Source organism: Streptomyces sp. ALI-76-A, assembly GCF_030287445.1.
Classification (GTDB): domain Bacteria; phylum Actinomycetota; class Actinomycetes; order Streptomycetales; family Streptomycetaceae; genus Streptomyces.
On sequence record NZ_JASVWB010000002.1, the window covers coordinates 7,373,331 to 7,391,466 of the forward strand.

Annotated in this window: 26 protein-coding genes and 1 pseudogene; 25 read left to right on the plus strand and 2 right to left on the minus strand. The window is 64.7% G+C overall.

What is annotated here, in order from left to right; translation table 11 throughout:
* Positions 1 to 88 precede the first annotated feature (88 nt).
* Positions 89 to 880, minus strand: a complete 792-nt coding sequence (locus tag QQS16_RS33555) for a MerR family transcriptional regulator (protein ID WP_286065813.1) — start codon at positions 878 to 880, stop codon at positions 89 to 91.
* A gap of 244 nt (positions 881 to 1,124) precedes the next feature.
* Between QQS16_RS33555 and QQS16_RS33560 the strand changes: the two genes are divergently transcribed.
* Entirely contained in the window at positions 1,125 to 2,591 is a 1,467-nt protein-coding gene (locus tag QQS16_RS33560; RefSeq protein WP_286065814.1) for an amino acid permease, read from the plus strand.
* A gap of 174 nt (positions 2,592 to 2,765) precedes the next feature.
* On the opposite strand, the gene QQS16_RS33565 is transcribed toward QQS16_RS33560, so the two are convergent.
* Positions 2,766 to 4,259, minus strand: coding sequence for a M1 family metallopeptidase (locus QQS16_RS33565; protein WP_286065815.1), 1,494 nt, complete (start codon positions 4,257 to 4,259; stop codon positions 2,766 to 2,768).
* A gap of 190 nt (positions 4,260 to 4,449) precedes the next feature.
* Here QQS16_RS33565 and QQS16_RS33570 point away from each other — a divergent pair.
* The 24 genes and pseudogenes from QQS16_RS33570 to QQS16_RS33680 all read left to right on the plus strand — a co-directional run.
* Positions 4,450 to 4,827, plus strand: a pseudogene (locus QQS16_RS33570) (CocE/NonD family hydrolase); the annotation flags it as partial.
* 322 nt (positions 4,828 to 5,149) lie between these two features.
* The gene (locus QQS16_RS33575; protein ID WP_286065816.1) at positions 5,150 to 5,599 is read left to right on the plus strand and encodes a hypothetical protein; all 450 of its coding nucleotides are present in this window, start codon (positions 5,150 to 5,152) and stop codon (positions 5,597 to 5,599) included.
* 207 nt (positions 5,600 to 5,806) lie between these two features.
* Complete coding sequence (locus tag QQS16_RS33580; protein ID WP_286065817.1) at positions 5,807 to 6,142, plus strand: WhiB family transcriptional regulator; 336 nt, start codon at positions 5,807 to 5,809, stop codon at positions 6,140 to 6,142.
* A 578-nt stretch (positions 6,143 to 6,720) separates the two neighbouring features.
* Complete coding sequence (locus QQS16_RS33585) at positions 6,721 to 6,972, plus strand: hypothetical protein (protein ID WP_286065818.1); 252 nt, start codon at positions 6,721 to 6,723, stop codon at positions 6,970 to 6,972.
* Between the two features lie 2 nt (positions 6,973 to 6,974).
* On the plus strand, positions 6,975 to 7,802 hold the full coding sequence (locus QQS16_RS33590) for a RecB family exonuclease (protein WP_286065819.1): 828 nt from the start codon (positions 6,975 to 6,977) through the stop codon (positions 7,800 to 7,802).
* The gene (locus QQS16_RS33595; RefSeq protein WP_286065820.1) at positions 7,795 to 8,229 is read left to right on the plus strand and encodes a D29-gp49 family protein; all 435 of its coding nucleotides are present in this window, start codon (positions 7,795 to 7,797) and stop codon (positions 8,227 to 8,229) included. Before QQS16_RS33590 ends, QQS16_RS33595 begins: the two co-directional genes overlap by 8 nt.
* A 103-nt stretch (positions 8,230 to 8,332) precedes the next feature.
* The gene (locus QQS16_RS33600; protein ID WP_286065821.1) at positions 8,333 to 8,632 is read left to right on the plus strand and encodes a hypothetical protein; all 300 of its coding nucleotides are present in this window, start codon (positions 8,333 to 8,335) and stop codon (positions 8,630 to 8,632) included.
* Between the two features lie 20 nt (positions 8,633 to 8,652).
* Complete coding sequence (locus QQS16_RS33605; protein WP_286065822.1) at positions 8,653 to 9,447, plus strand: DnaB-like helicase C-terminal domain-containing protein; 795 nt, start codon at positions 8,653 to 8,655, stop codon at positions 9,445 to 9,447.
* Entirely contained in the window at positions 9,444 to 9,863 is a 420-nt protein-coding gene (locus QQS16_RS33610; RefSeq protein ID WP_286065823.1) for a RusA family crossover junction endodeoxyribonuclease, read from the plus strand. The genes QQS16_RS33605 and QQS16_RS33610 overlap by 4 nt, the downstream gene beginning before the upstream one ends.
* Positions 9,864 to 9,906: 43 nt before the next feature.
* Positions 9,907 to 10,296, plus strand: a complete 390-nt coding sequence (locus tag QQS16_RS43605; protein ID WP_353479709.1) for a CHC2 zinc finger domain-containing protein — start codon at positions 9,907 to 9,909, stop codon at positions 10,294 to 10,296.
* The gene (locus QQS16_RS33615; RefSeq protein WP_286065824.1) at positions 10,208 to 10,762 is read left to right on the plus strand and encodes a toprim domain-containing protein; all 555 of its coding nucleotides are present in this window, start codon (positions 10,208 to 10,210) and stop codon (positions 10,760 to 10,762) included. The genes QQS16_RS43605 and QQS16_RS33615 overlap by 89 nt, the downstream gene beginning before the upstream one ends.
* Positions 10,759 to 11,004 (plus strand): hypothetical protein, encoded by a 246-nt coding sequence (locus QQS16_RS33620; RefSeq protein ID WP_286065825.1) that lies wholly within the window; start codon positions 10,759 to 10,761, stop codon positions 11,002 to 11,004. Before QQS16_RS33615 ends, QQS16_RS33620 begins: the two co-directional genes overlap by 4 nt.
* Entirely contained in the window at positions 11,001 to 11,759 is a 759-nt protein-coding gene (locus QQS16_RS33625) for a hypothetical protein (protein WP_286065826.1), read from the plus strand. Before QQS16_RS33620 ends, QQS16_RS33625 begins: the two co-directional genes overlap by 4 nt.
* A 20-nt stretch (positions 11,760 to 11,779) precedes the next feature.
* A complete protein-coding gene (locus QQS16_RS33630; RefSeq protein ID WP_286065827.1) occupies positions 11,780 to 12,400 on the plus strand; it encodes a hypothetical protein in 621 nt (206 codons plus the stop codon).
* Positions 12,401 to 12,804: 404 nt separating this feature from the next.
* Complete coding sequence (locus tag QQS16_RS33635; protein ID WP_286065828.1) at positions 12,805 to 13,107, plus strand: hypothetical protein; 303 nt, start codon at positions 12,805 to 12,807, stop codon at positions 13,105 to 13,107.
* A gap of 2 nt (positions 13,108 to 13,109) precedes the next feature.
* Positions 13,110 to 13,478: a DUF2493 domain-containing protein gene (locus QQS16_RS33640; RefSeq protein ID WP_286066543.1), complete on the plus strand. Its 369-nt coding sequence runs from the start codon at positions 13,110 to 13,112 to the stop codon at positions 13,476 to 13,478.
* On the plus strand, positions 13,475 to 13,696 hold the full coding sequence (locus QQS16_RS33645; RefSeq protein ID WP_286065829.1) for a hypothetical protein: 222 nt from the start codon (positions 13,475 to 13,477) through the stop codon (positions 13,694 to 13,696). The genes QQS16_RS33640 and QQS16_RS33645 overlap by 4 nt, the downstream gene beginning before the upstream one ends.
* 454 nt (positions 13,697 to 14,150) lie before the next feature.
* Positions 14,151 to 14,810, plus strand: coding sequence for a SprT-like domain-containing protein (locus QQS16_RS33650; protein WP_286065830.1), 660 nt, complete (start codon positions 14,151 to 14,153; stop codon positions 14,808 to 14,810).
* Between the two features lie 140 nt (positions 14,811 to 14,950).
* Positions 14,951 to 15,391, plus strand: coding sequence for a dihydrolipoyllysine-residue succinyltransferase component of 2-oxoglutarate dehydrogenase complex (locus tag QQS16_RS33655; protein ID WP_286065831.1), 441 nt, complete (start codon positions 14,951 to 14,953; stop codon positions 15,389 to 15,391).
* Between the two features lie 133 nt (positions 15,392 to 15,524).
* Positions 15,525 to 15,716, plus strand: coding sequence for a hypothetical protein (locus QQS16_RS33660; RefSeq protein WP_286065832.1), 192 nt, complete (start codon positions 15,525 to 15,527; stop codon positions 15,714 to 15,716).
* Between the two features lie 116 nt (positions 15,717 to 15,832).
* Positions 15,833 to 16,048: a hypothetical protein gene (locus QQS16_RS33665; protein WP_286065833.1), complete on the plus strand. Its 216-nt coding sequence runs from the start codon at positions 15,833 to 15,835 to the stop codon at positions 16,046 to 16,048.
* A 317-nt stretch (positions 16,049 to 16,365) separates the two neighbouring features.
* Entirely contained in the window at positions 16,366 to 16,560 is a 195-nt protein-coding gene (locus tag QQS16_RS33670; RefSeq protein ID WP_286065834.1) for a hypothetical protein, read from the plus strand.
* A 132-nt stretch (positions 16,561 to 16,692) separates the two neighbouring features.
* The gene (locus QQS16_RS33675) at positions 16,693 to 17,346 is read left to right on the plus strand and encodes a DUF2637 domain-containing protein (protein ID WP_286065835.1); all 654 of its coding nucleotides are present in this window, start codon (positions 16,693 to 16,695) and stop codon (positions 17,344 to 17,346) included.
* A gap of 140 nt (positions 17,347 to 17,486) precedes the next feature.
* Positions 17,487 to 17,819, plus strand: a complete 333-nt coding sequence (locus tag QQS16_RS33680) for a histone-like nucleoid-structuring protein Lsr2 (RefSeq protein ID WP_286065836.1) — start codon at positions 17,487 to 17,489, stop codon at positions 17,817 to 17,819.
* Positions 17,820 to 18,136: the final 317 nt, after the last annotated feature.

Sequence of the window (18,136 nt, forward strand, 5' to 3'; positions counted from 1 at the left end):
CCGTCGCACTCGCCGGACGCGGCTACCGGGTGGCCGTGCTCGACGTGTCAGGCGGACCGGCTCACGCTGACCCGGTGCGCCGGGCGTGTCAGGCGGACCGGCCCACGGCCGGCTCCGAGGCGCTCGACGTGCCGGGTGACCCGGCCACCGGCGCCCGCGCGGGCGTGAGCCACTCGCGCAGCTCCTCCTTCAGCGACCGCTGGAAGGTGGTCAGCAGCGCCTGCACCACCAAGGGCCGCATGTGCTCGGACAGCGATCTCACGTCCCGCGCGTCCCGCTCCGCGACCTCGTCGTGGAAGAGCCGCGCCAGCTCGCGCGCCGCCGCCCGCGAGTGCTCGACGAGCACCTGCCGCGACGCGAGGATCGCCTCCTGCGACAGCGGTACGTCGAGCAGCCGCACGCCGAGCCGCAGCAGCCCGAGATCGACGCGGTACCCGTCACCGCCGTCACCGCCGTCACCGCCGTCGCCGTCGTCGGCCCGGACCACGTCCATCGCGGCGAGCCGCGCCACCTCGTCGTCGTCCAGCTCCCGCCCCGCCCGCCGCTGGAGTTCCTCCCGGGTGACCGTCTCCACCGTGTCCGGGGCCCAGGAGGCCACCACGGCGCGGTGGATGGCGAGGTCGTGCGGGCTCAGTCCGGGCGGCAGCCGGTCCAGGTAGCGCTCGATGGCCGCCAGTGTCATGCCCTGCTGCTGCAACTCCTCGATGAGAGCGAGCCGCGCGAGGTGGTCCCGCCCGTAGTGACCGACGCGCCGTGGACCGAGCTCCGGCGGGGGCAGCAGACCCTTGGTGCCGTAGAAGCGGACCGTGCGGACCGTGACCCCCGCGCGCGCGGCCAGCTCGTCGATCGTGAGGGTCGGCTCCCCGGTGTCGGTCGTCATGTGCAGCAGTATCGCTGTCTCACCGAAGCTGTGTCACCGACGATGTGAAGCTTCTCCGGAGTTCCGCCGGGGGCCCTCGGTGCCCCTGTGAAGGTTTCGCCGTGTGAGGTGTGCCATCGCGTGCCGGGCGCCTGCCGGGGGAAGGCGCCCCGTCGGCCCGTGCCCCGACCGGGGACGCGCGCCGCGACACGTCCGGACACCCGAGCGGGACCCGCCGGGGGCGCACCAGAGAGTGGAACCACCCGTGAGCAAGGACGCCGTGGAATCGGCACAGGTCGCCTCCCGCACCGACGTGGCACAGGTGCCCGCGGACGCGGGCGACGCCGGCTACAGCAAGGACCTCAAGGCCCGTCACGTCAACATGATCGCCATCGGCGGCGCGATCGGCACCGGCCTCTTCCTGGGCGCCGGCGGCCGTCTGCACAGCGCGGGCCCCGCGCTCGCGCTCGCCTATCTCGTCTGCGGCGTCTTCGCCTTCTTCGTGGTGCGGGCGCTCGGCGAACTCGTCCTCTACCGTCCCTCCTCCGGCTCGTTCGTGTCGTACGCGCGCGAGTTCCTCGGCGAGAAGGGCGCGTACGTCGCCGGCTGGATGTACTTCCTGAACTGGTCGACGACCGGGATCGCCGACATCACCGCCATCGCGCTGTACACGCACTACTGGAGCCTGTTCACCGACATCCCGCAGTGGGTGCTCGCCCTGATCGCCCTCGCGGTGGTCCTCGCGGTGAACCTGATCTCGGTGAAGTACTTCGGCGAGATGGAGTTCTGGTTCGCGATCATCAAGGTGGCCACCCTCGTCGGGTTCATGCTGATCGGCGTCTTCCTGCTGGCCACCCAGCGCGAGGTGGGCGGGCGGACCCCGGGCACGAGCGTGATCACCGACAACGGCGGCGTCCTTCCGCACGGTGTGCTGCCGGTCGTCCTCGTGATGCAGGGCGTGATCTTCGCGTACGCCGCCCTGGAACTGGTCGGCGTCGCCGCGGGCGAGACCGCCGAGCCGGAGAAGGTCGTCCCGCGCGCGGTGAACTCCATCATGTGGCGGGTCGGCCTGTTCTACGTCGGCTCGGTCGTCCTCCTCGCCCTCCTCCTGCCCGGCTCCGCCTACTCGGCCGACGAGAGCCCCTTCGTCACGGTCCTGTCGAAGATCGGCGTCCCGGCGGCCGGCGACGTGATGAACCTGGTGGTGCTGACCGCCGCCATGTCGTCCCTGAACTCGGGCCTGTACTCCACCGGGCGCATCCTGCGTTCCATGGCGATGGCGGGCTCGGCGCCACGGTTCACCGCCCGGATGAACCGCAGCCAGGTGCCCTACGGCGGCATCCTGCTGACCTGCGGGGTGTGCGTGCTCGGCGTCGGCCTGAACTACCTCATGCCCAGCCAGGCCTTCGAGATCGTGCTGAACGTCGCCTCCCTGGGCATCATCAGCACCTGGGTGAGCATCATGGTGTGCCACCTGGTCTTCGTCCGCCGGGCCCGGGCCGGTCTGCTGGCCCGCCCCTCCTTCCGCCTGCCGTTCAGCCCGGCCACGGAGATCACCACGATCGCCTTCCTCCTCGCCTGCCTCGGCATGATGGCCAACGACCCCGAGATCGGCCGCAGGACCCTGCTCCTCATCCCCGTCATCGCCCTCCTGCTGATCGCCGGCTGGTTCGGCGTCCGACGCAGGGTGTCGCAGACGGCGGACAACGAACTGTCCGGCTTCACGAAGTAGCGGACAGGTGCGCGTGTGCCGGTGGTGCCGCCCGCTTCCCCGCCCTCGGCTCTGCCGGCGAACGCCCAGGGAGGCCCCCGAGGGGCGCGGGAAACCGCGCGACCAGCGCCCACGACCCGCACCCACCCACCACGCTCAGCCCGACGGCCCCCGGACCCCGGGCGCACGCGAGTCTCACCGCGCGTGCACGCCGTTCGTCGCCGCGATCTTCGCCCACGACTTCGGCGGTACGGCCACCGCCGCACCCCGCGCCACGGACGCGTCGCGGGCCGCGGCCGCCGTCGGCTTCACCGGCTGGTACAGCCAGGTGTCGAACAGCGCGGCCAACGATGTGCCGGACACCTGTTCGGCGTACTCCCGGAAGTCGGCCACCGACGCGTTGCCGTGCGCATACGTCCGCGGCCAGCCCTTCAGGACGGCGAAGAACGCCTCGTCGCCGATCTCCTCGCGCAGCGCCTGCACAGCTAGCGCGCCCCGGTCGTAGACCGCGAGATGGAACTGGTTCTCCGGCCCCGGATCACCGGGCCGCACCGTCCAGAACGGGTCGTCGGCCGGGTGCGAGGCGTACACGTGGTCGGCGAGCTCCCGCGTGGTGCCCTCGCCCTCGTGCTCGGACCACAGCCACTGCGCGTACCGCGCGAAGCCCTCGTTGATCCAGATGTCCTTCCAGCCCGCGACGGACACCAGGTCGCCGTACCACTGGTGGGCCAGCTCGTGCACGACCACGGAGGTGTTCGACCCGTTCGCGAACTGCCGGGGGCTGTAGAAGGGCCGGGTCTGCGTCTCCAGCGCGTACCCGGTGGTCACGTTCGGGACGTACCCGCCGAGCGCGTTGTACGGATACGGCCCGAAGTACCCGGTCAGCCAGTCCGCGATCTCCCCGGTCCGCTCGATGCTCGCCCGGGCCGCGCCGGCGTGGTCGCCCAGGTCCTTGCTGTAGGCGTTCAGGACCGGAACGCCGCTCTCGGTCGTCCCGGTCGTGACGTCGAACCGGCCGACGGCCAGCGTCGCGAGATACGTGGCCTGCGGCTTGTTCGACCGCCAGCTGTACCGCGTCCAGCCGGCCCGTGAACTCGTCGACTGGAGCGTGCCGTTGGAGATGGCCTGGGTGCCGTCGGGCACCTGCGCCGACACGTCGTAGGTGGCCTTGTCGAGGGGGTGGTCGTTGCTGGGGAACCACCACCAGGCCGCCTCCGGCTCGTTCGCCGCGACCCCGCCGTCCGGTGTGCGCAGCCAGTTGGTGAAGCCGTACGCCCGCTTCGACGACGGCACACCGCTGTAGCGCACCACGATCGTGACCGCGGTGCCCTTGGCCAGCGGGGTCTTCGGCGTGATCTCCAGTTCGTGCTCGCCGGAGGTGGCGAACGCCGCGCGCACGCCGTCCACCCGCACCTCGCTGACGTCCAGCAGGAAGTCCAGGTCGAACCGCGACAGGTCCTGCGTGGTGCGGGCCAGCAGCGTCGCCGTCCCCTGCAACTCGTCCGTCCGCGGCTGGTACTTGAGCCGCAGGTCGTAGTGGGAGACGTCGTATCCGCCGTTGCCGTAGTCCGGGTAGTAGGGGTCACCGATGCCCGGTGCGCCGGGGGAGTGGCTCGCGGCCGACGCCGGGATCGCCAGCAGCAGCGAGGCCGCGGCGAGAGCGCCCGGCGCGAAGATTCTGCGGTGCACGAAAGCTCCAAGTCGTAGGTGCCCGAAGTCCGTTCGCAGCCTATTGAGTCCCTGTGGGCCCGGACCTGTCCATGGCCGCCGCTGTCACACGCATGCCATTCGGCCGTCATCCCCGCGCGGACGTCCCGACCGCACCACGCGCGCTGACGCCCCCTTTCTGCACGGGAGTTGACCGATGTACCGTCCGCGCATGCCGACACGCATGCGCTCAACGACCTGGAGATCGCTCGCCGCGGTGGCCCCAGCAGCCCTGATGGCCGCCCTTCTCACCCCGGCCGCGGCCCACGCCGCCCCGCGCGAGAGCCGGCCCGTCCACTCGTACGACAACGCCGTCCGGGAGGCCGTCTGGGTGGACACCGGACTCGACGGCGACGGTGACGGGCGGACCGACCGGGTCGCGGCGGACATCGTCCGGCCGCGCGAACCCGCCCAGCAGGGCCGCAGGATTCCCGTGATCATGGACGCCAGCCCGTACTACTCCTGCTGCGGGCGCGGCAACGAGAGTCAGCTCAAGACGTACGACGCGAGCGGCAAGGTCGTCCAGATGCCGCTGTTCTACGACAACTATCGTTAGCCCTCTGACCTGCGGAAACGCGCGGTCTTTCGCGTAACGTACGCCTCCCTGACAGCTCGGTCAAGGGCCGTTCGAACGTGTCATTCGAACAAGTATCCGAATAGAGGCGCACGTCAAACTAGGTTTTCTTTCCTAGTCGTACAACCTTCGAAGCTCTACGCGTTCTATACTCGACTCGAAGCTAGACGCTGGCCGCTAGCCAAGCTTCCAGTTGACAGCTAGTTGCGCACTTCCCTACCTTGATCAACTAGTTCCGACCGTCAGACCTGAAGGGTTTCCCCCTATGCCGGCCCCTAGACAGCTCCCATCGAGCGACGTGTTGCGCTCTCTGCGCGCCCAGGGCATGACCTATGAGCAGATCGGCGAGATGTACGGCGTCACGAAGGGTGCCGTCTACCTTCAGTTGCGTGATGCCAAGATCTCGAAGGCCCGCCCGGATCACAGCCGCTACATTCCTTGGACTGTGAAGACCGAGCACGCCCAGGCCCGACCGAACGCCATGCTCCGTCTCTACTCGCGCCGAGAGCAGAACGATCCGATTCCTGCCGTGAAAGAGCGCATGTTGGATAAGTGGCTTGAAGAACTCAAAGCCGCTGACGTTGTGGTCTGCTACAACCGCGAGCAGGCCCCCAATCCGGCTAGCCCTACGGGCGGTTGGTACTACTCGAAGCGCCGGCCTTCGGATGGCGACAGCCTCATTCGCTTCGAGGAAGAGAAGAAGCGGAACGACTCTTCGAAGGTGGTCGACCCTTCGGGCACCGCTTAGCCCGTTTAAACCAAACCTGCGCGTGCACCGATGGGCCGCCCCTGTATGGGGGCGGCCTTGCTGTGTTCTGAAACTATCATTTGACTCCGCCAGGGGCATCGAGCGAAGATATACATGTCAGCGAGGGAAGGCCACGGAGGAACCGGCGAGAAAGTCGGGGACGTGAGCGAAACCGAGCAAACGAAACCCCGGCATAAGTGAGGCGTCTTGTCGAATTCCTGCGAGGCCGATCCGGACCTTTGGTTTTCGGAAAGGGCCGAGGATATAGCCCAGGCGAAAGAAGCGTGCGGCTTCTGCCCGGTTCGCACCGAGTGTGCCGAGTTGGGTAAAGATGAGGAGTTCGGCGTTTGGGGTGGCATGACCCCCGAGGAGAGGCGCACTGCTCAGCGCTTTTTGGTCATTATGGTCGAAGAGCTGAACAACGCTCGCATCCGACGGATGCACGCTGAAGGCATCTCCATCTCGGCCATGGCCCGTGAACTCAGCATCCCCCGTAAGACTTTGGCGGACCGACTTCGCCGAATGACGGGACTGGCCGCCTAGGTAAGGTCCGCCTTACTTACTCCCGCGTTCAGTTTTCCGCGTTACGAACACGTAACAGGTGAACCAATGCCGTCCGGTATGTGTACGCGGAGTGAAGGTTTCCGGTTACAGTTTTTAGACACCAACCTCACAGGGACCAGGGGTCACAGGTTGGCAGTGTGCGGAAGAAGTAACGGCCTCGGGGAACGCCCATGTTGGTAGATAGCTCTCAAGGATTGGACCTCAACAATGCGGGGGACGATCTTCAGGGCGTTGATGTTCTGTACGACCTGCCGAAAGTGCTCTCGGTTGCGAGACTGAGATACGCGAACGGAACGCGAATGGAATTCGCGTACTGTCGACAGAACGCAGAAGAAGAGGATTACGAAATAGCTCGGTCCATGTCCCCGAATGACGCGGTTCCCCTGAAGGGATACCCGAGTGACACTCTCGGGTGCGGACATGACGACGAGTACACTACGGCTTGTTGGGTCTTCCACTAGGCCGTGCACAACTTAAAAGACTTCTAGGGGCACCTCCCCCAGGGTGCCCCTTCCGTTTGCCCTGAAGCTCATATTTGGAACGAGAGAGAGAATCACATGACTGCCTTCGGTCCCTCGAAGAACACCCCCGCGAAGAGCTTCACCGACGTTGACGGCCGCGCGGTCACCGTGCGCCCCATCTATGACGCGGGCCTCGGCCGAAACGTCGTCGAGCTGGTCGTGCACGGCGCTACCGTCCGCCTCTCGAACAGCACCGTTCCGACCTTCGTGGACATCGTGACCATGGCCGCGTTCCTCGGCGAGATCGAGAACGTCGCCACCGGCAACCCGACCCCCGCCGGGGCGTGACCGTGGGCGAACCCGTAACGCATCGCTCCGTATCGCAGTACGGGAGCTTCGTACGCTGCGGTGAGGCTTACCGGCTAGAGAAGGTCGCTAAGGCCCCGCAGAATCAAGCCGCGTGGTTCATTCAGGGAACGGCCTACCACGAAGCCGTAGAGAAGTGGGAGAAGAGCCACCGGGCCTACGGCCCCGACCAGATGGGCGAATGGTTCGAAGAAGCCTGGGAACGGGACATGGCCGCCGCCCTGGCCGTCGAGCCCGATACTTCCCGATGGCTCACCGGTGGCACCACGAAGCCCGAGACGGATATCAAGAACCGCCGGAAGCGTGGACGGGATCAGGTAGAAGCGTACTTCGAGTACGCGATAGAAGCCCCCGAACGCGTATGGGAACCGATCGAAGGTCAGCCGGCCGTCGAACTCGGCTTCACGCTCGACCTCGGCGGAATCCTGATCCGGGGCTTCATTGATCAGATCGTTGAATACCCGGATGGCCACCTTCGGGTAAGGGACCTGAAGACCGGCACGAAGCTTCCCGACACGGCTTTTCAGCTAGCCATCTACGACCACGCCGTGAACGACATGTTCGGCGAGAAGCCCGGCTTCGGCGATTACTTCATGGCGAAGAACAACGCCCCTACGGACGCTTGGAACCTTCAGGACTACTCGCTAGAGAAGGTCACCCGATGGTTCCGCAACATGGATAAGGCCGTTCGTCTCGGCCTGTTCCTTCCCAATCCTGGCGACGCGTGCCGTACCTGCACGGTTCGGCGTTACTGCGACTTCAACGGAGTCGACGCCCGCCAATACCCCTATCAGGAGAGTGTGAATGTCTGACACCCCCGAGAAGTTCACCGTGACCATGAAGAGCCACGGCGGCCATGACGCTACGTGGGTTGTCGTCAAGGCCGATTCCCAGACTGAGCTGGTCGACCTTCTGAACGGCTTCTCTCAGTCTGGCGTGTCCGCCCTTATCGGTGAGGCCGTGACCGCCCTTCGGGCCGAGGAGATCCTAGGGGCTCAGCTCGGGGCGCGTCCGGTCGAGCACCCCGGAAGCTACGACCGAGGCGGCCAGAACGGCGCTCAGGCCCCTTCCCAGGCTCCGGCCGGCCAGACCCCCTACGGCACTCCGCCGACGTGCCCGCACGGCACGAAGCGCTTCATCGAGAAGCCCTACCGGAACAAGCCTGGCACCTGGCGTGCCTGGGGTTGCCCGGCCCCGCAGGGCACCCCGGACGCGTGCGGCCTGGAGTTCATTAAGTAGGCCCGAAGCTCATATTTGGAATGGTAGGGGCGCGACTGCCAGGCCGTAAGGCCGCCCAACGCGCCCTCTTCATGCCCGTTTACACACCCCCGCGGAGTGCCCCATGCCTACGAACCTCGACGCCCAGAAGACCCGTGACGCTGCTATCGCCCAGGTCGACAAGAACGCGGATGACGAGTGGAAGCGATACGCCCTCGGCTTCGTCGCCGAAGTGTCCGGCGTTCTCGACGACTTCACCACGGATGACCTGTGGGACCTGGGCTTGATCAAGCCGCGTGAGCCGCGCGCCCTCGGCCCCGTGATGCGTCGAGCCGCGAAGCGCGGACTGATCGCCACGACCGGCGAATTCCGGGCGAGCCGCTACCGCAACTGTGCCCCCCTGCCTGTCTGGGCGTCCGTCTAAGAACTCTCGAAGGATCGCCCTTGTACACGATTGTTCGAGCTAAGGGCGACGCCGGTAAGACCGGCGAACCCCTTCCCACGCTCTTTAAGACCTTCGCCGCGAATACCGTGCACTTCCGCCGAGGACAGTTCACGATCATCTCTGCGGCCCCCGGTGTCGGTAAGTCCGCCCTGAGCATGGCCCTGGCCCTACATGCCCGCGTACCGGCCTTCTACTTCAGCGCGGATACCGACCCTCAAACCATGTTCGTTCGTTGTGCTGCGAACGTCTCGGGCTGGTCGACCAGGGATATCGAGAACGCCCTAGAGCACGGCAAGACGAACGCCGTAGAAGCTCAGCTAGACGGCCTCGATCATCTCCGGTGGGACTTCACCGCCAGTCTCACCATTGATGACCTCGAAGCCGAGCTGAAGGCTTTCGCGGTCACTTACGGGGCCTGGCCCGAACTGATCATCGTGGACAACATTTCCAACGTGGTGCCGGATGCCGAGGGCGACAGTAACTCTTACGTCGCCCTGGAAAAGGTGTGTGAGTACCTGCATGAACTTGCCCGCATGACGGGCGCGTGCGTGGTCGCCCTGCACCACGTAAAGGGCGACAGCAACGACGGCAACCAGCCCGTTCCCCTGTCTCAGATCAAGGGGCAGATAGGCCGCGTGCCGGAAATGATCCTGACCCTTCACCGGATCGGCGAAGACGGTTCCCGCCAGATGGGCGTTTCCGTCGTCAAGAACCGTACGGGGAAGGCGGACGCTTCCGGCGCGATGATCCTTTATCTCGATGCCGACATGGAGCGAATGAGGCTCACCGGGTGATCGAGATAGACGTGATCGGCACCCCTGCCCCCCAGGGCAGTAAGAGGCACGTTGGCGGGGGCCGAATGGTGGAGTCCTCGAAGAAGGTCAAGCCGTGGCGTAACGCCATTGCGGCCGAGGCCCTGAACCACACCTTCGGCCCCTGGCCGTATGTCGGTGTCTCCGTCGTGTTCCGACTGAAGCGGCCGAAGAGCCATTACCGCACCGGTCGGTTCGCCGACCAGCTCAGGCCGGATGCCCCTCGGTACCCGGCGAAGTATCCCGACCTCGACAAGCTCTGTCGCTCGACCCTCGACGGCCTGAAGGCCGGCGGGGCCTTCGAGGATGACGCCCTGGTCGTCGTTCTCGACGCCCGGAAGGTCTTCGCCGACCGCAGCGAACCGGGCGCACGGATTCAGGTCTTCCCGACTCTTTGATTCCGCCACCCGTCCGAAACTAGTATTTGGAATGTGAGGGCGGATGGAGAAGCCGCCGATAGCGGAAGTGCTAGAGCACTACGGAGCCACAGACGTTCCGGAAGGGTCGCGCTTCCGAAAGATGAAGTGCCCCTTTCACGAAGACCGAAATGCCTCGGCTTCCGTGTGTACCGAAGAGAACCGCTTTCGGTGCTTCGCTTGCGATATCTCGGGCGACAGCTTCGACGTGATCGCCGACCAGGAAGGATGCAACGATTTCTCTTGTACCCGATCCTGCGCTGAAAAGCTTCTTGGAGGAAGCTACGGCGCGATACGAGGGGGATCTAACGAGAAGCCCCGTCGCCGTGGAGTATTTGAAGACTCGCGGCCTGTCCGAGGACAACGCAGCCTTCTTCAGGCTGGGGTACGTCGAAAGCCCCTTGCCGGGGCATGAAACGTCCCGAGGGATGCTAGCCGTTCCCTACCTCACTCGGGCCGGTGTGGTGACCGTGCGATTCCGTCGCCTAGGCGATGGGGAAGGCCCGAAGTACCGCAGCGTTCCCGGTGACCCTCCCCGCATCTTCAACGCGAATGCGCTTCTCGTCCCCTCCGACCATATCGCCATCTGTGAAGGCGAATTCGACGCGATGACCGCCACCCTGGCCGGTATTCCGGCCGTTGGGATCGCGGGTGTGAGCGCGTGGAAAAGCTACTTCGCCCGGTGCTTCAAGGGCTATCGAGCCGTGTACATCCTCGCCGATCAGGACGACAAGGGACAGGGGATGGAGTTCGCCGAGAAGGTCGCCGAACAGATCAAGAACGCTCGAATATCCCCCATGCCGGCCGGACACGACGTGAACAGCTTCGTACTGGCCAACGGCCCCGAGGCCCTTCTAGACCAACTGGAGATCAAGAGATGACGAGTGACGAACTAGCCGACGAAGTTGGTCACTTCATCCGGCAGTGCCGAGGGCGAATCCTCGGTATCGGGGCCGAACAGTACGAGGAACCCGAGGGCCAGAAGTTCGAAACCATGCCGCTGGTCGAGCTGGTGACGTACGCCCGTGAAGAAGCTCAAGACCTGGCCGTCTATGCGGCCATGCTGGATATCCGATTGAAAAGACTCGAAGACGCTCTTCGAGAGAAGGGCGTTAGCCTGTGAAGCGCATTGTTGTTCTGTCCGACATGCAGATTCCCTACCACGACAAGCGGGCCGTTCGTAACGTCCTCGGCTTCCTGGCCGAGTACAAGCCGGACGAGATAGCGAGCGTGGGGGATGAAGTCGACTTCCCCCAGATCAGCCGTTGGACCCGAGGAATGGCGGGGGAGTACAAGGGGGATCTTCAGGCGCACTGTGACGCGGGGAAGCGGGTCCTGGCCGGCCTGCGGGCCGTTCACGACGGACCGATTCACGTAAGCCGCTCGAACCACATGGACCGGCCCCTTAACTACGTCCGTTCCCGTGCCCCTGGCCTTATGGGCTTGAAGGCCCTCGAAGTGCCGTCCCTTCTCGACTTCGAGAAGTACGGGATCACCTACCACGAAGAGCCTTATGAGATTGCCCCCGGTTGGCTTCTCGCCCACGGCGACGAAGGGGGGAGTTCCCGCGCTCCCGGCGGTACCGCCCTGGCCCTGGCCCGTAGGTGGGGCTATTCGGTCGTGTGCGGCCACACTCACAAGCTCGGAATCCAGCACGAACACATGGCCGTGAATTCCAAGCTGGTCAAGGAACGCTTCGGGTTCGAGGTCGGAAACCTTATGGACCTGAAGAGCGCAAGCTACCTGAAGGCCGGTCACGCGAACTGGAATCAGGGCTTCGGAATCCTGTACGTCGATAAGAACCGGGTCACCCCTGCCCCGGTGTTCATTAAGCCGAACGGAACCTTCGTGGTCGAAGGCAAGACTTACGGCCAGTAGGCCACTTAGGAGACTCGCAAATGATTGACTGGACGAAGTACACGAAGATTGCCGAGGGTGTCGCGCGTCGAGTGGCCGAGGAGTACCCCGGTATCGAGGCCGAGGACATTCGGCAGGAGATTCTTCTTCACGTCGTCGAGAAGGAAGCCGTGTACGAGGGGGCCGAGTATCCCGATGGACAGCTTCGGAACAACTTCCGGAAGATCGCCGTCAGCTACGCGGGCAAAGAGCGGTACACGTACATCTATCACTCTGCGGAGTACGTTTACACGTCCTCGGAAGTGCGACAGCTCTTCGAGAAGGCGTTTTTCCAGCCTGAGCTTTGGGAGAAGGCCCCGACGAAGGATGACGCCGTTTCCGTGGCCGCCGGGGGTGTCGTCGTCGCCCTTTGGGACCTTGACCGCGCTTACAGCCTTCTGCCCGTCCTCGACTCCCAGGTGATCGCGAAGCGATACGAGCGGGGTGAGTCTCTTTCCTCGGCCGAAACGATGCGGCTTTCTCGGGCTATCGACAAGATCGTACGGACGCTGAACAACAGTGTCGTCAAGCGTCAGCAGGAAGCTAAGGCGCATTCCGGCCCCGGAAGCCGTGACGCCATGACGAACGCGCATTCGCAGTACGTCACCTCTTCTTCGCACTGAAGCTACTATTTGAAACCGCCACCCCTGGCGCCCGATACTAGAAACACGAAATGCGGAGGGCGGCCGGTGAAGAGTCCCGGCCCCCCTCCGTTTCCAATTCCCGAAAGGCTCCGCCGAATGACCCGAAAGACGCTCAGTCGCTCGAAGCGGCTTGCCGTGGCCCTGGCCGCCGCTCTTCTGGCCGCTATCGGCATCGTGTCGTGTGACCAGGAAAGCGCGTGTGCGGCCCCCATGGGGATCAGCGCTCCCCGCCCTGCCCCTGCCCCGGCCCCGCGCGTTCCGTCCTTCTCGAAGCCGTCTGCCCCTCGGCCGGCCCCGGCCCCGGCCCGTCCCTCGACCCCGAGGAGTGGCGGCCACTCGACCACCGTTGTTCCGGTGCCCGTGTACGTGGACGGGAGCCACTGTTGAGGGGGCTTGCGGTAGGCGGCCCGCTTCACGGCAAGGTGATCGGCAGTAGCCGAGACGTAGAAGTAGCCGAGGAATTCCACACCCGCCCGTTCGCGCGGTACTACCTCGATTCGACCTCCCCGTTCCGGCGGGGCCGGTACCGGGCCGAACGACTCGGCTTCTCCGGTAGCTCGAAGGCCGCGTACTTCTGGGTGTACGACGCGCACTCGACGGAAGCCGCTCAGGGCATGGCGTGGGAAATGCTTCTCGCCGAGGCTGAGAAGGGCTACGCGGACCGCGAAGAGGTTCGGTTCTCCTGAAGATTCTCGTTACAGGCTCCCGAGATTGGGAGGACGCCCGGACCATCGAGCTTGAGATGTTCCGGGCTTTGTATGAGGCGAAGACGCCCTTCGATCACGCCGTACTGATTCACGGAGCCTGCCCCACCGGGGCGGATGCTCTCGCCGACGAATACGCCAGGGCGACCGGAATGCATGTGATCCGGCGGCCCGCCGATTGGGACCAGCACGGGAAGCGCGCGGGGTTCCTGCGGAACGTCGAGCTGGTCGAGCTACAGCCGGATATCTGCCTGGCCTTCATCCGAAACGGAAGCCGAGGGGCTTCCATGACCGCCCAACTTGCCGAGAAGGCAGGGATAGAGACCCGGAGGTTCACCGTATGCCCCGAGTGATCATCGACAATCCGCACGCCTACTACCCGAAGTTTCCCCGCGTGATCGAGGCCGAGACGGAAGAGAGCCTTGACCGGCAGGTGAAGCGTTGCCTGTCCGGCATGAAGGGTCAGTACAGCGCAGCGAAGTACGCGAAGACCACCGTGACGCGCGTGATCGGCACTCGGGACGCGTCGGCGGAGTACATCGCCGAGGGGGCCGCGGGTGACCGTGCCTGAACGCGTTGTAGTCCTGGCAGGGTCTCTAGCCCAGTTCCGCCAGTGGTGCCGTTCGGCCGGCCTCGACCCCGAGGCGCGGCACGTCACCTATGCCCGAGACGTTCAGGCCTTGTACGGCCTTCACGGTGTCCGCTTAGTTCGGTGCGGTACCTGGCACCTACGGCCGGACGCCCGCGCCCTCGACAACTACGCCCGCGCCCTCGAAGCCCGGTCCGGATAGCTTCCGCCACGAACCTTCCGGTACTCTCGAACCCGCACCTTCCCCTATCTCTCGCTGACACTTGAGTAGGTCGGTGCGACGGCCCCCGCTTCGGCGGGGGCCGTTTTGGTGTGCCCTGATACTAGCATCTGGAACAGCCCGTTTAAACGTTGACACAGATTCCAAATATGAGTAACGTTCTTCCTGTCAGCGAGACGGCCGGACAGTCCGGCCGGGTAACGAAGGGGAAGAACAATGCGAGAGATCACCCGCGAAGAGTGGCTTCACCTGGCGATTGAGGCCCTGCGGCCCGAGTTCGAGAAGATCGAGTTTCCCCTTCCCGAGAAGATTCACGTCAGCGTCGGCTTCGGCTACGGCGCGAAGCGCGAAAGCGCTACGATCCTCGGCCAGTGCTGGGCTAGCCGAGTTTCCGAAGATGGCGTGAACCACATCTTCATCAGCCCCGAAATGAACGATGCGGCCCGCGTCCTCGACGTTCTGATTCATGAGCTGGTGCACGCTGCGGACGACTGCAAGAGCGGCCATAAGGGGGCCTTCGCGAAGGCCGCTAAGGCTCTCGGCCTTACGGGCAAGATGACTGCCACGGTTGCCACCCCCGAACTGACCGAGAAGCTTCGGGAGTTGGCTAAGGGCCTCGGCCCGTACGCTCACGCCACGCTTTACCCGATGGGTAAGCCGATCCAGCCGAAGACGGAGCCGACCCCGGAAGGCCCCGAGGAAGACCCGGAAGAGCCCCCGGTTTCCTCTGGCCCGAAGAAGCAGGGAACCCGCATGGTCAAGGTTCAGTGCTCTAAGAAGTGCGAGTGTGGCGGGATGATCCTCCGGACTACTGAAAAGTGGCTCGAAGTCGGAATGCCCTTCTGCCCGAAGGGGACGGAGATGGAGCGAGGCTGACAGGCCAACCGGCGGCCCCCTTCGGGGGGCCGTTTGGCGTTTCTGGCCCCGCTCGAACCTGTTATTTGACACGCCCCGTTTAAACGCGGTAGCTTCTTCCCTGTCAGCGAGAGATAGCAACAGCCCGAAGGGGAACCGAAATGCAGACCATGAAGATTGCCGAGACTGCCAACGTCGCCGACTCGAAGGGCGTGTTCGTCTTCGGCGGGAAGGCCGCCGGACGGAAGGCCCCTAAGAGGGAACTGGTGCCGGTCAAGGTCGAGTCTCACCCCCGAGGGATTGTGAAGCTGATTCACGCGGAGACTGGCGAAGAGGTTCTTCACTCCCGTACGGGAACGGTCATCTTTGCGGGTGCCGTGAACGGTCAGCCGGCCGAGGCCGAGGCGAAGCCGAAGCGGCCCCGGAAGAAGGCCGTGAAGGCCCCTGAGATGGCCGAGAAGCCCCAGGCCGAGGAGAAGCCCCAGGCCCCCGCTAAGAAGCCCGGTAAGGCCCCGAAGAACTTCATCGAGCTTGCGAAGTCGGGCAACACCGAAGCGGCTCGGGCGTACTGGTCGCGCCGGGTGGCCGAGTACGAAGGCTGACAGGGAACGGCCCCCGGAAGGGGGCCTTCTCTTCCCCCTGAAGCTGTCATTTGGAATTTGCGTTTAAACGTGCTAGCTTTCTCTTGTCAGCGAGACACCGGGAACCGCCCGGTGGGAGCAAAGGGGAAGAGCGATGAACGTTTCCGGTGAGTGGGTTCTTCTCGGTCACGGTCGGCCCGAGGGCGACGTGTACGAGGGTCCGGGCGTGTACGCCGAGATCGAAGAGCGTTGCCACTCTTGGAACGAGGAGCAGACCGCCCGTGAGCGGCGCGGGGAGGCCCCGCGCGGTTCTCTCCAGCGGTTCTACATAAAGAGGGTGGCCTAACCGCCCTCGTCCCCCGCTTCGGCGGGGGCCTTCTTCGTTTCCGGGGCCGTTTAAACTTGCCCCCGATTCCAAATGATAGTAACGTTGCCCTTGTCAGCAGAGAGAAGGGAAACGCAATGTACTTCGAGCGCGCGGGGAAGAGCCGTCACCGGGTCGTCGTGGACGTACCGGGGGAGGCCCCGAAGCCGATTGGCTACGTGATGAAGCACCGGGGCGTATGGCAGTGCACCGACCTGGCCGGAAACCCGATCAAGACGGCCCCCACCGGCATGGGTTGGCCTAACCGGCTCTCGGCCGGCCTCGAACTTGAAGAGGCCCTGAAGGGCGAGTGATTGAGGGGCCGGAAGAATCCGGCCCCTTCTTCATGTCCGGACCGTTTACACGCTTGCGCGGCGTTCCAAATACTAGTATCGTCTTCCTTGTCAGCGAGAGACACCGGGAAAGACCCGGTGCACAACGTGAAGGGGAACGGCAATGCACTTCCTTGACCCGAACTGGAAGCTTGTTTGTGTCTGGCACAAGGGATGCGACGAGAACCCGAACCACGCTCACCGCTTCAAGTGGGTGAAGGTCGAGAAGTAGTCGACCTGGGGGCCTCGAAAGAGGCCCCCTGCCTACCCGGAATTCCGTACCGACCAAAGGGCACCCCATGCAAGCGAGCACGCTCCACACCTACTACCTGACCTTCTCCTACACCTACCAGGGTCGAGCCTTGACGCTCACCTACGCGATAGAAGCCAAGGATCGGGGACGGGCCGAGGAGAGGGGCCGCGAAATCTTCGCGAAGCGGCAGATGCCCGAATGCGAGATTACGGCCGTGAAGGTAGAGCTTCTGTACCTCTGAGCGCAGCGAAGGGCACCCTGGAAGGGGTGCCCTTTCCTGTTGTTTGGAAGCTATGACTTGAAATCCGGGCTGACTAAGTGCTAGGTTCCCAATGTCAGCGAGAAACGGCCCGAAGGGCCGGAAGGGAATCCAGTGCAGAAGACGGATAAGGCCGCCGCTAGCGTGGTCGCCGGTATTGCGGCGGGGGCGTTCACGCTCTCGTATGAGGCTCTTCGGAGCGTCTACCTGGGGAGCGACGGAAACCACGACCTGAGCCCCATATACCCGCTCATTGTCGAAGGGTTCGTCACGGTGGCCGTATGGGTCGCCTACAGGCTCCGTGACTACGGGTGGAAGGCCACGGCCTACCCGTGGACCCTGGCCGCCCTGTTCTTCGCGTACTCGCTTTGGTCGAACAGCCTCCCGGACACCGTTCCGGGGCCGGTAATCCGCGGAGTGCCCTCCCTGGCCGTGCCCCTGGCCGTCCACCTGTTCACGCACCTTCTGAAGCGTCGTGAGCCTGTCGGGGCCGAGCTGGTCGAGCTGGTCGCCGAGGACGGCCAGGAGGACGAAGAGCCCCTGTCGGATGAGCCCTGGCCGGCCTGGGAGCCCCCGGCGGTTCAGGCCCCCATCTTCGCGGCCTCGGTGGCGAAGGTTCCGGCCGTTACCGTGGCCACGGATTCGAGCGCCGTGATTCGGTCCTGGGCGCGACAGAACGGCTTCACGGTGAAGGACACCGGGCGGATTCCTGACAACGTCCTGAAGGCGTACGCCAGGGCGCACGGCGGAACGGTAGTCACTCCGTGACGCGTCTCGGGTGGTGCATGACGGGGCATCACGAAACTTGCCCCGTCCGCACGGTAAGCGGCCTAGCTTGTGGCTGTAGTTGCCACGCTGGTAAGAAGTCCACGAACGTAATCGAACTTTTCCCGAAGAAGGAACACACCATGGCCCAGAAGGTAATCACGACTCTCGAAGACGACCTTGACGGTTCCGAGGCGAGTCAGACGGTTCTCTTCGCCCTCGACGGGAAGTCCTACGAGATCGACCTGAACGACGACAACAACGCGAAGCTTCGTGAGGCCCTGGCCCCGTACATCGGTGCGGCCCGGAAGGTCTCTGGGGGCCGTGCAACGGTTCGCCGACTCGGGACCGGCAAGCCTGCCGAAGACTCGGGCGCCATTCGGGAATGGGCGAAGGCCAACGGCTTCGAGGTGAACGACCGGGGCCGCGTGCCCGCGTCCATCCGTGAGGCGTACGAGAAGGCGAACGCCGCGTAGCTCGACCAGCTCGACCAGCTCGACCAGCTCGACCACGGCCCCCGCTTCGGCGGGGGCCTTCGTCGTGTTTAAACGTTGCGCCGGATTCCAAATAACAGTATCGTCTTCCTTGTCAGCGAGACGACCCCTCGGGGTCGAAGGGAAGGGAAGACCCGTGTACAAGGTTCTGCTTCTGAAGGTCGGCACTCGGGTTCACGTCACCGGGCACAGGTGGGGTTGCGTCGGTCGGATAACCCGCGTCATCCCCTCGGGTGGCGCGTACCACGTCGAGAACGCCCGGTTCGCGGTCCGCCCCGGTCAGGAGACGATCGAGACCT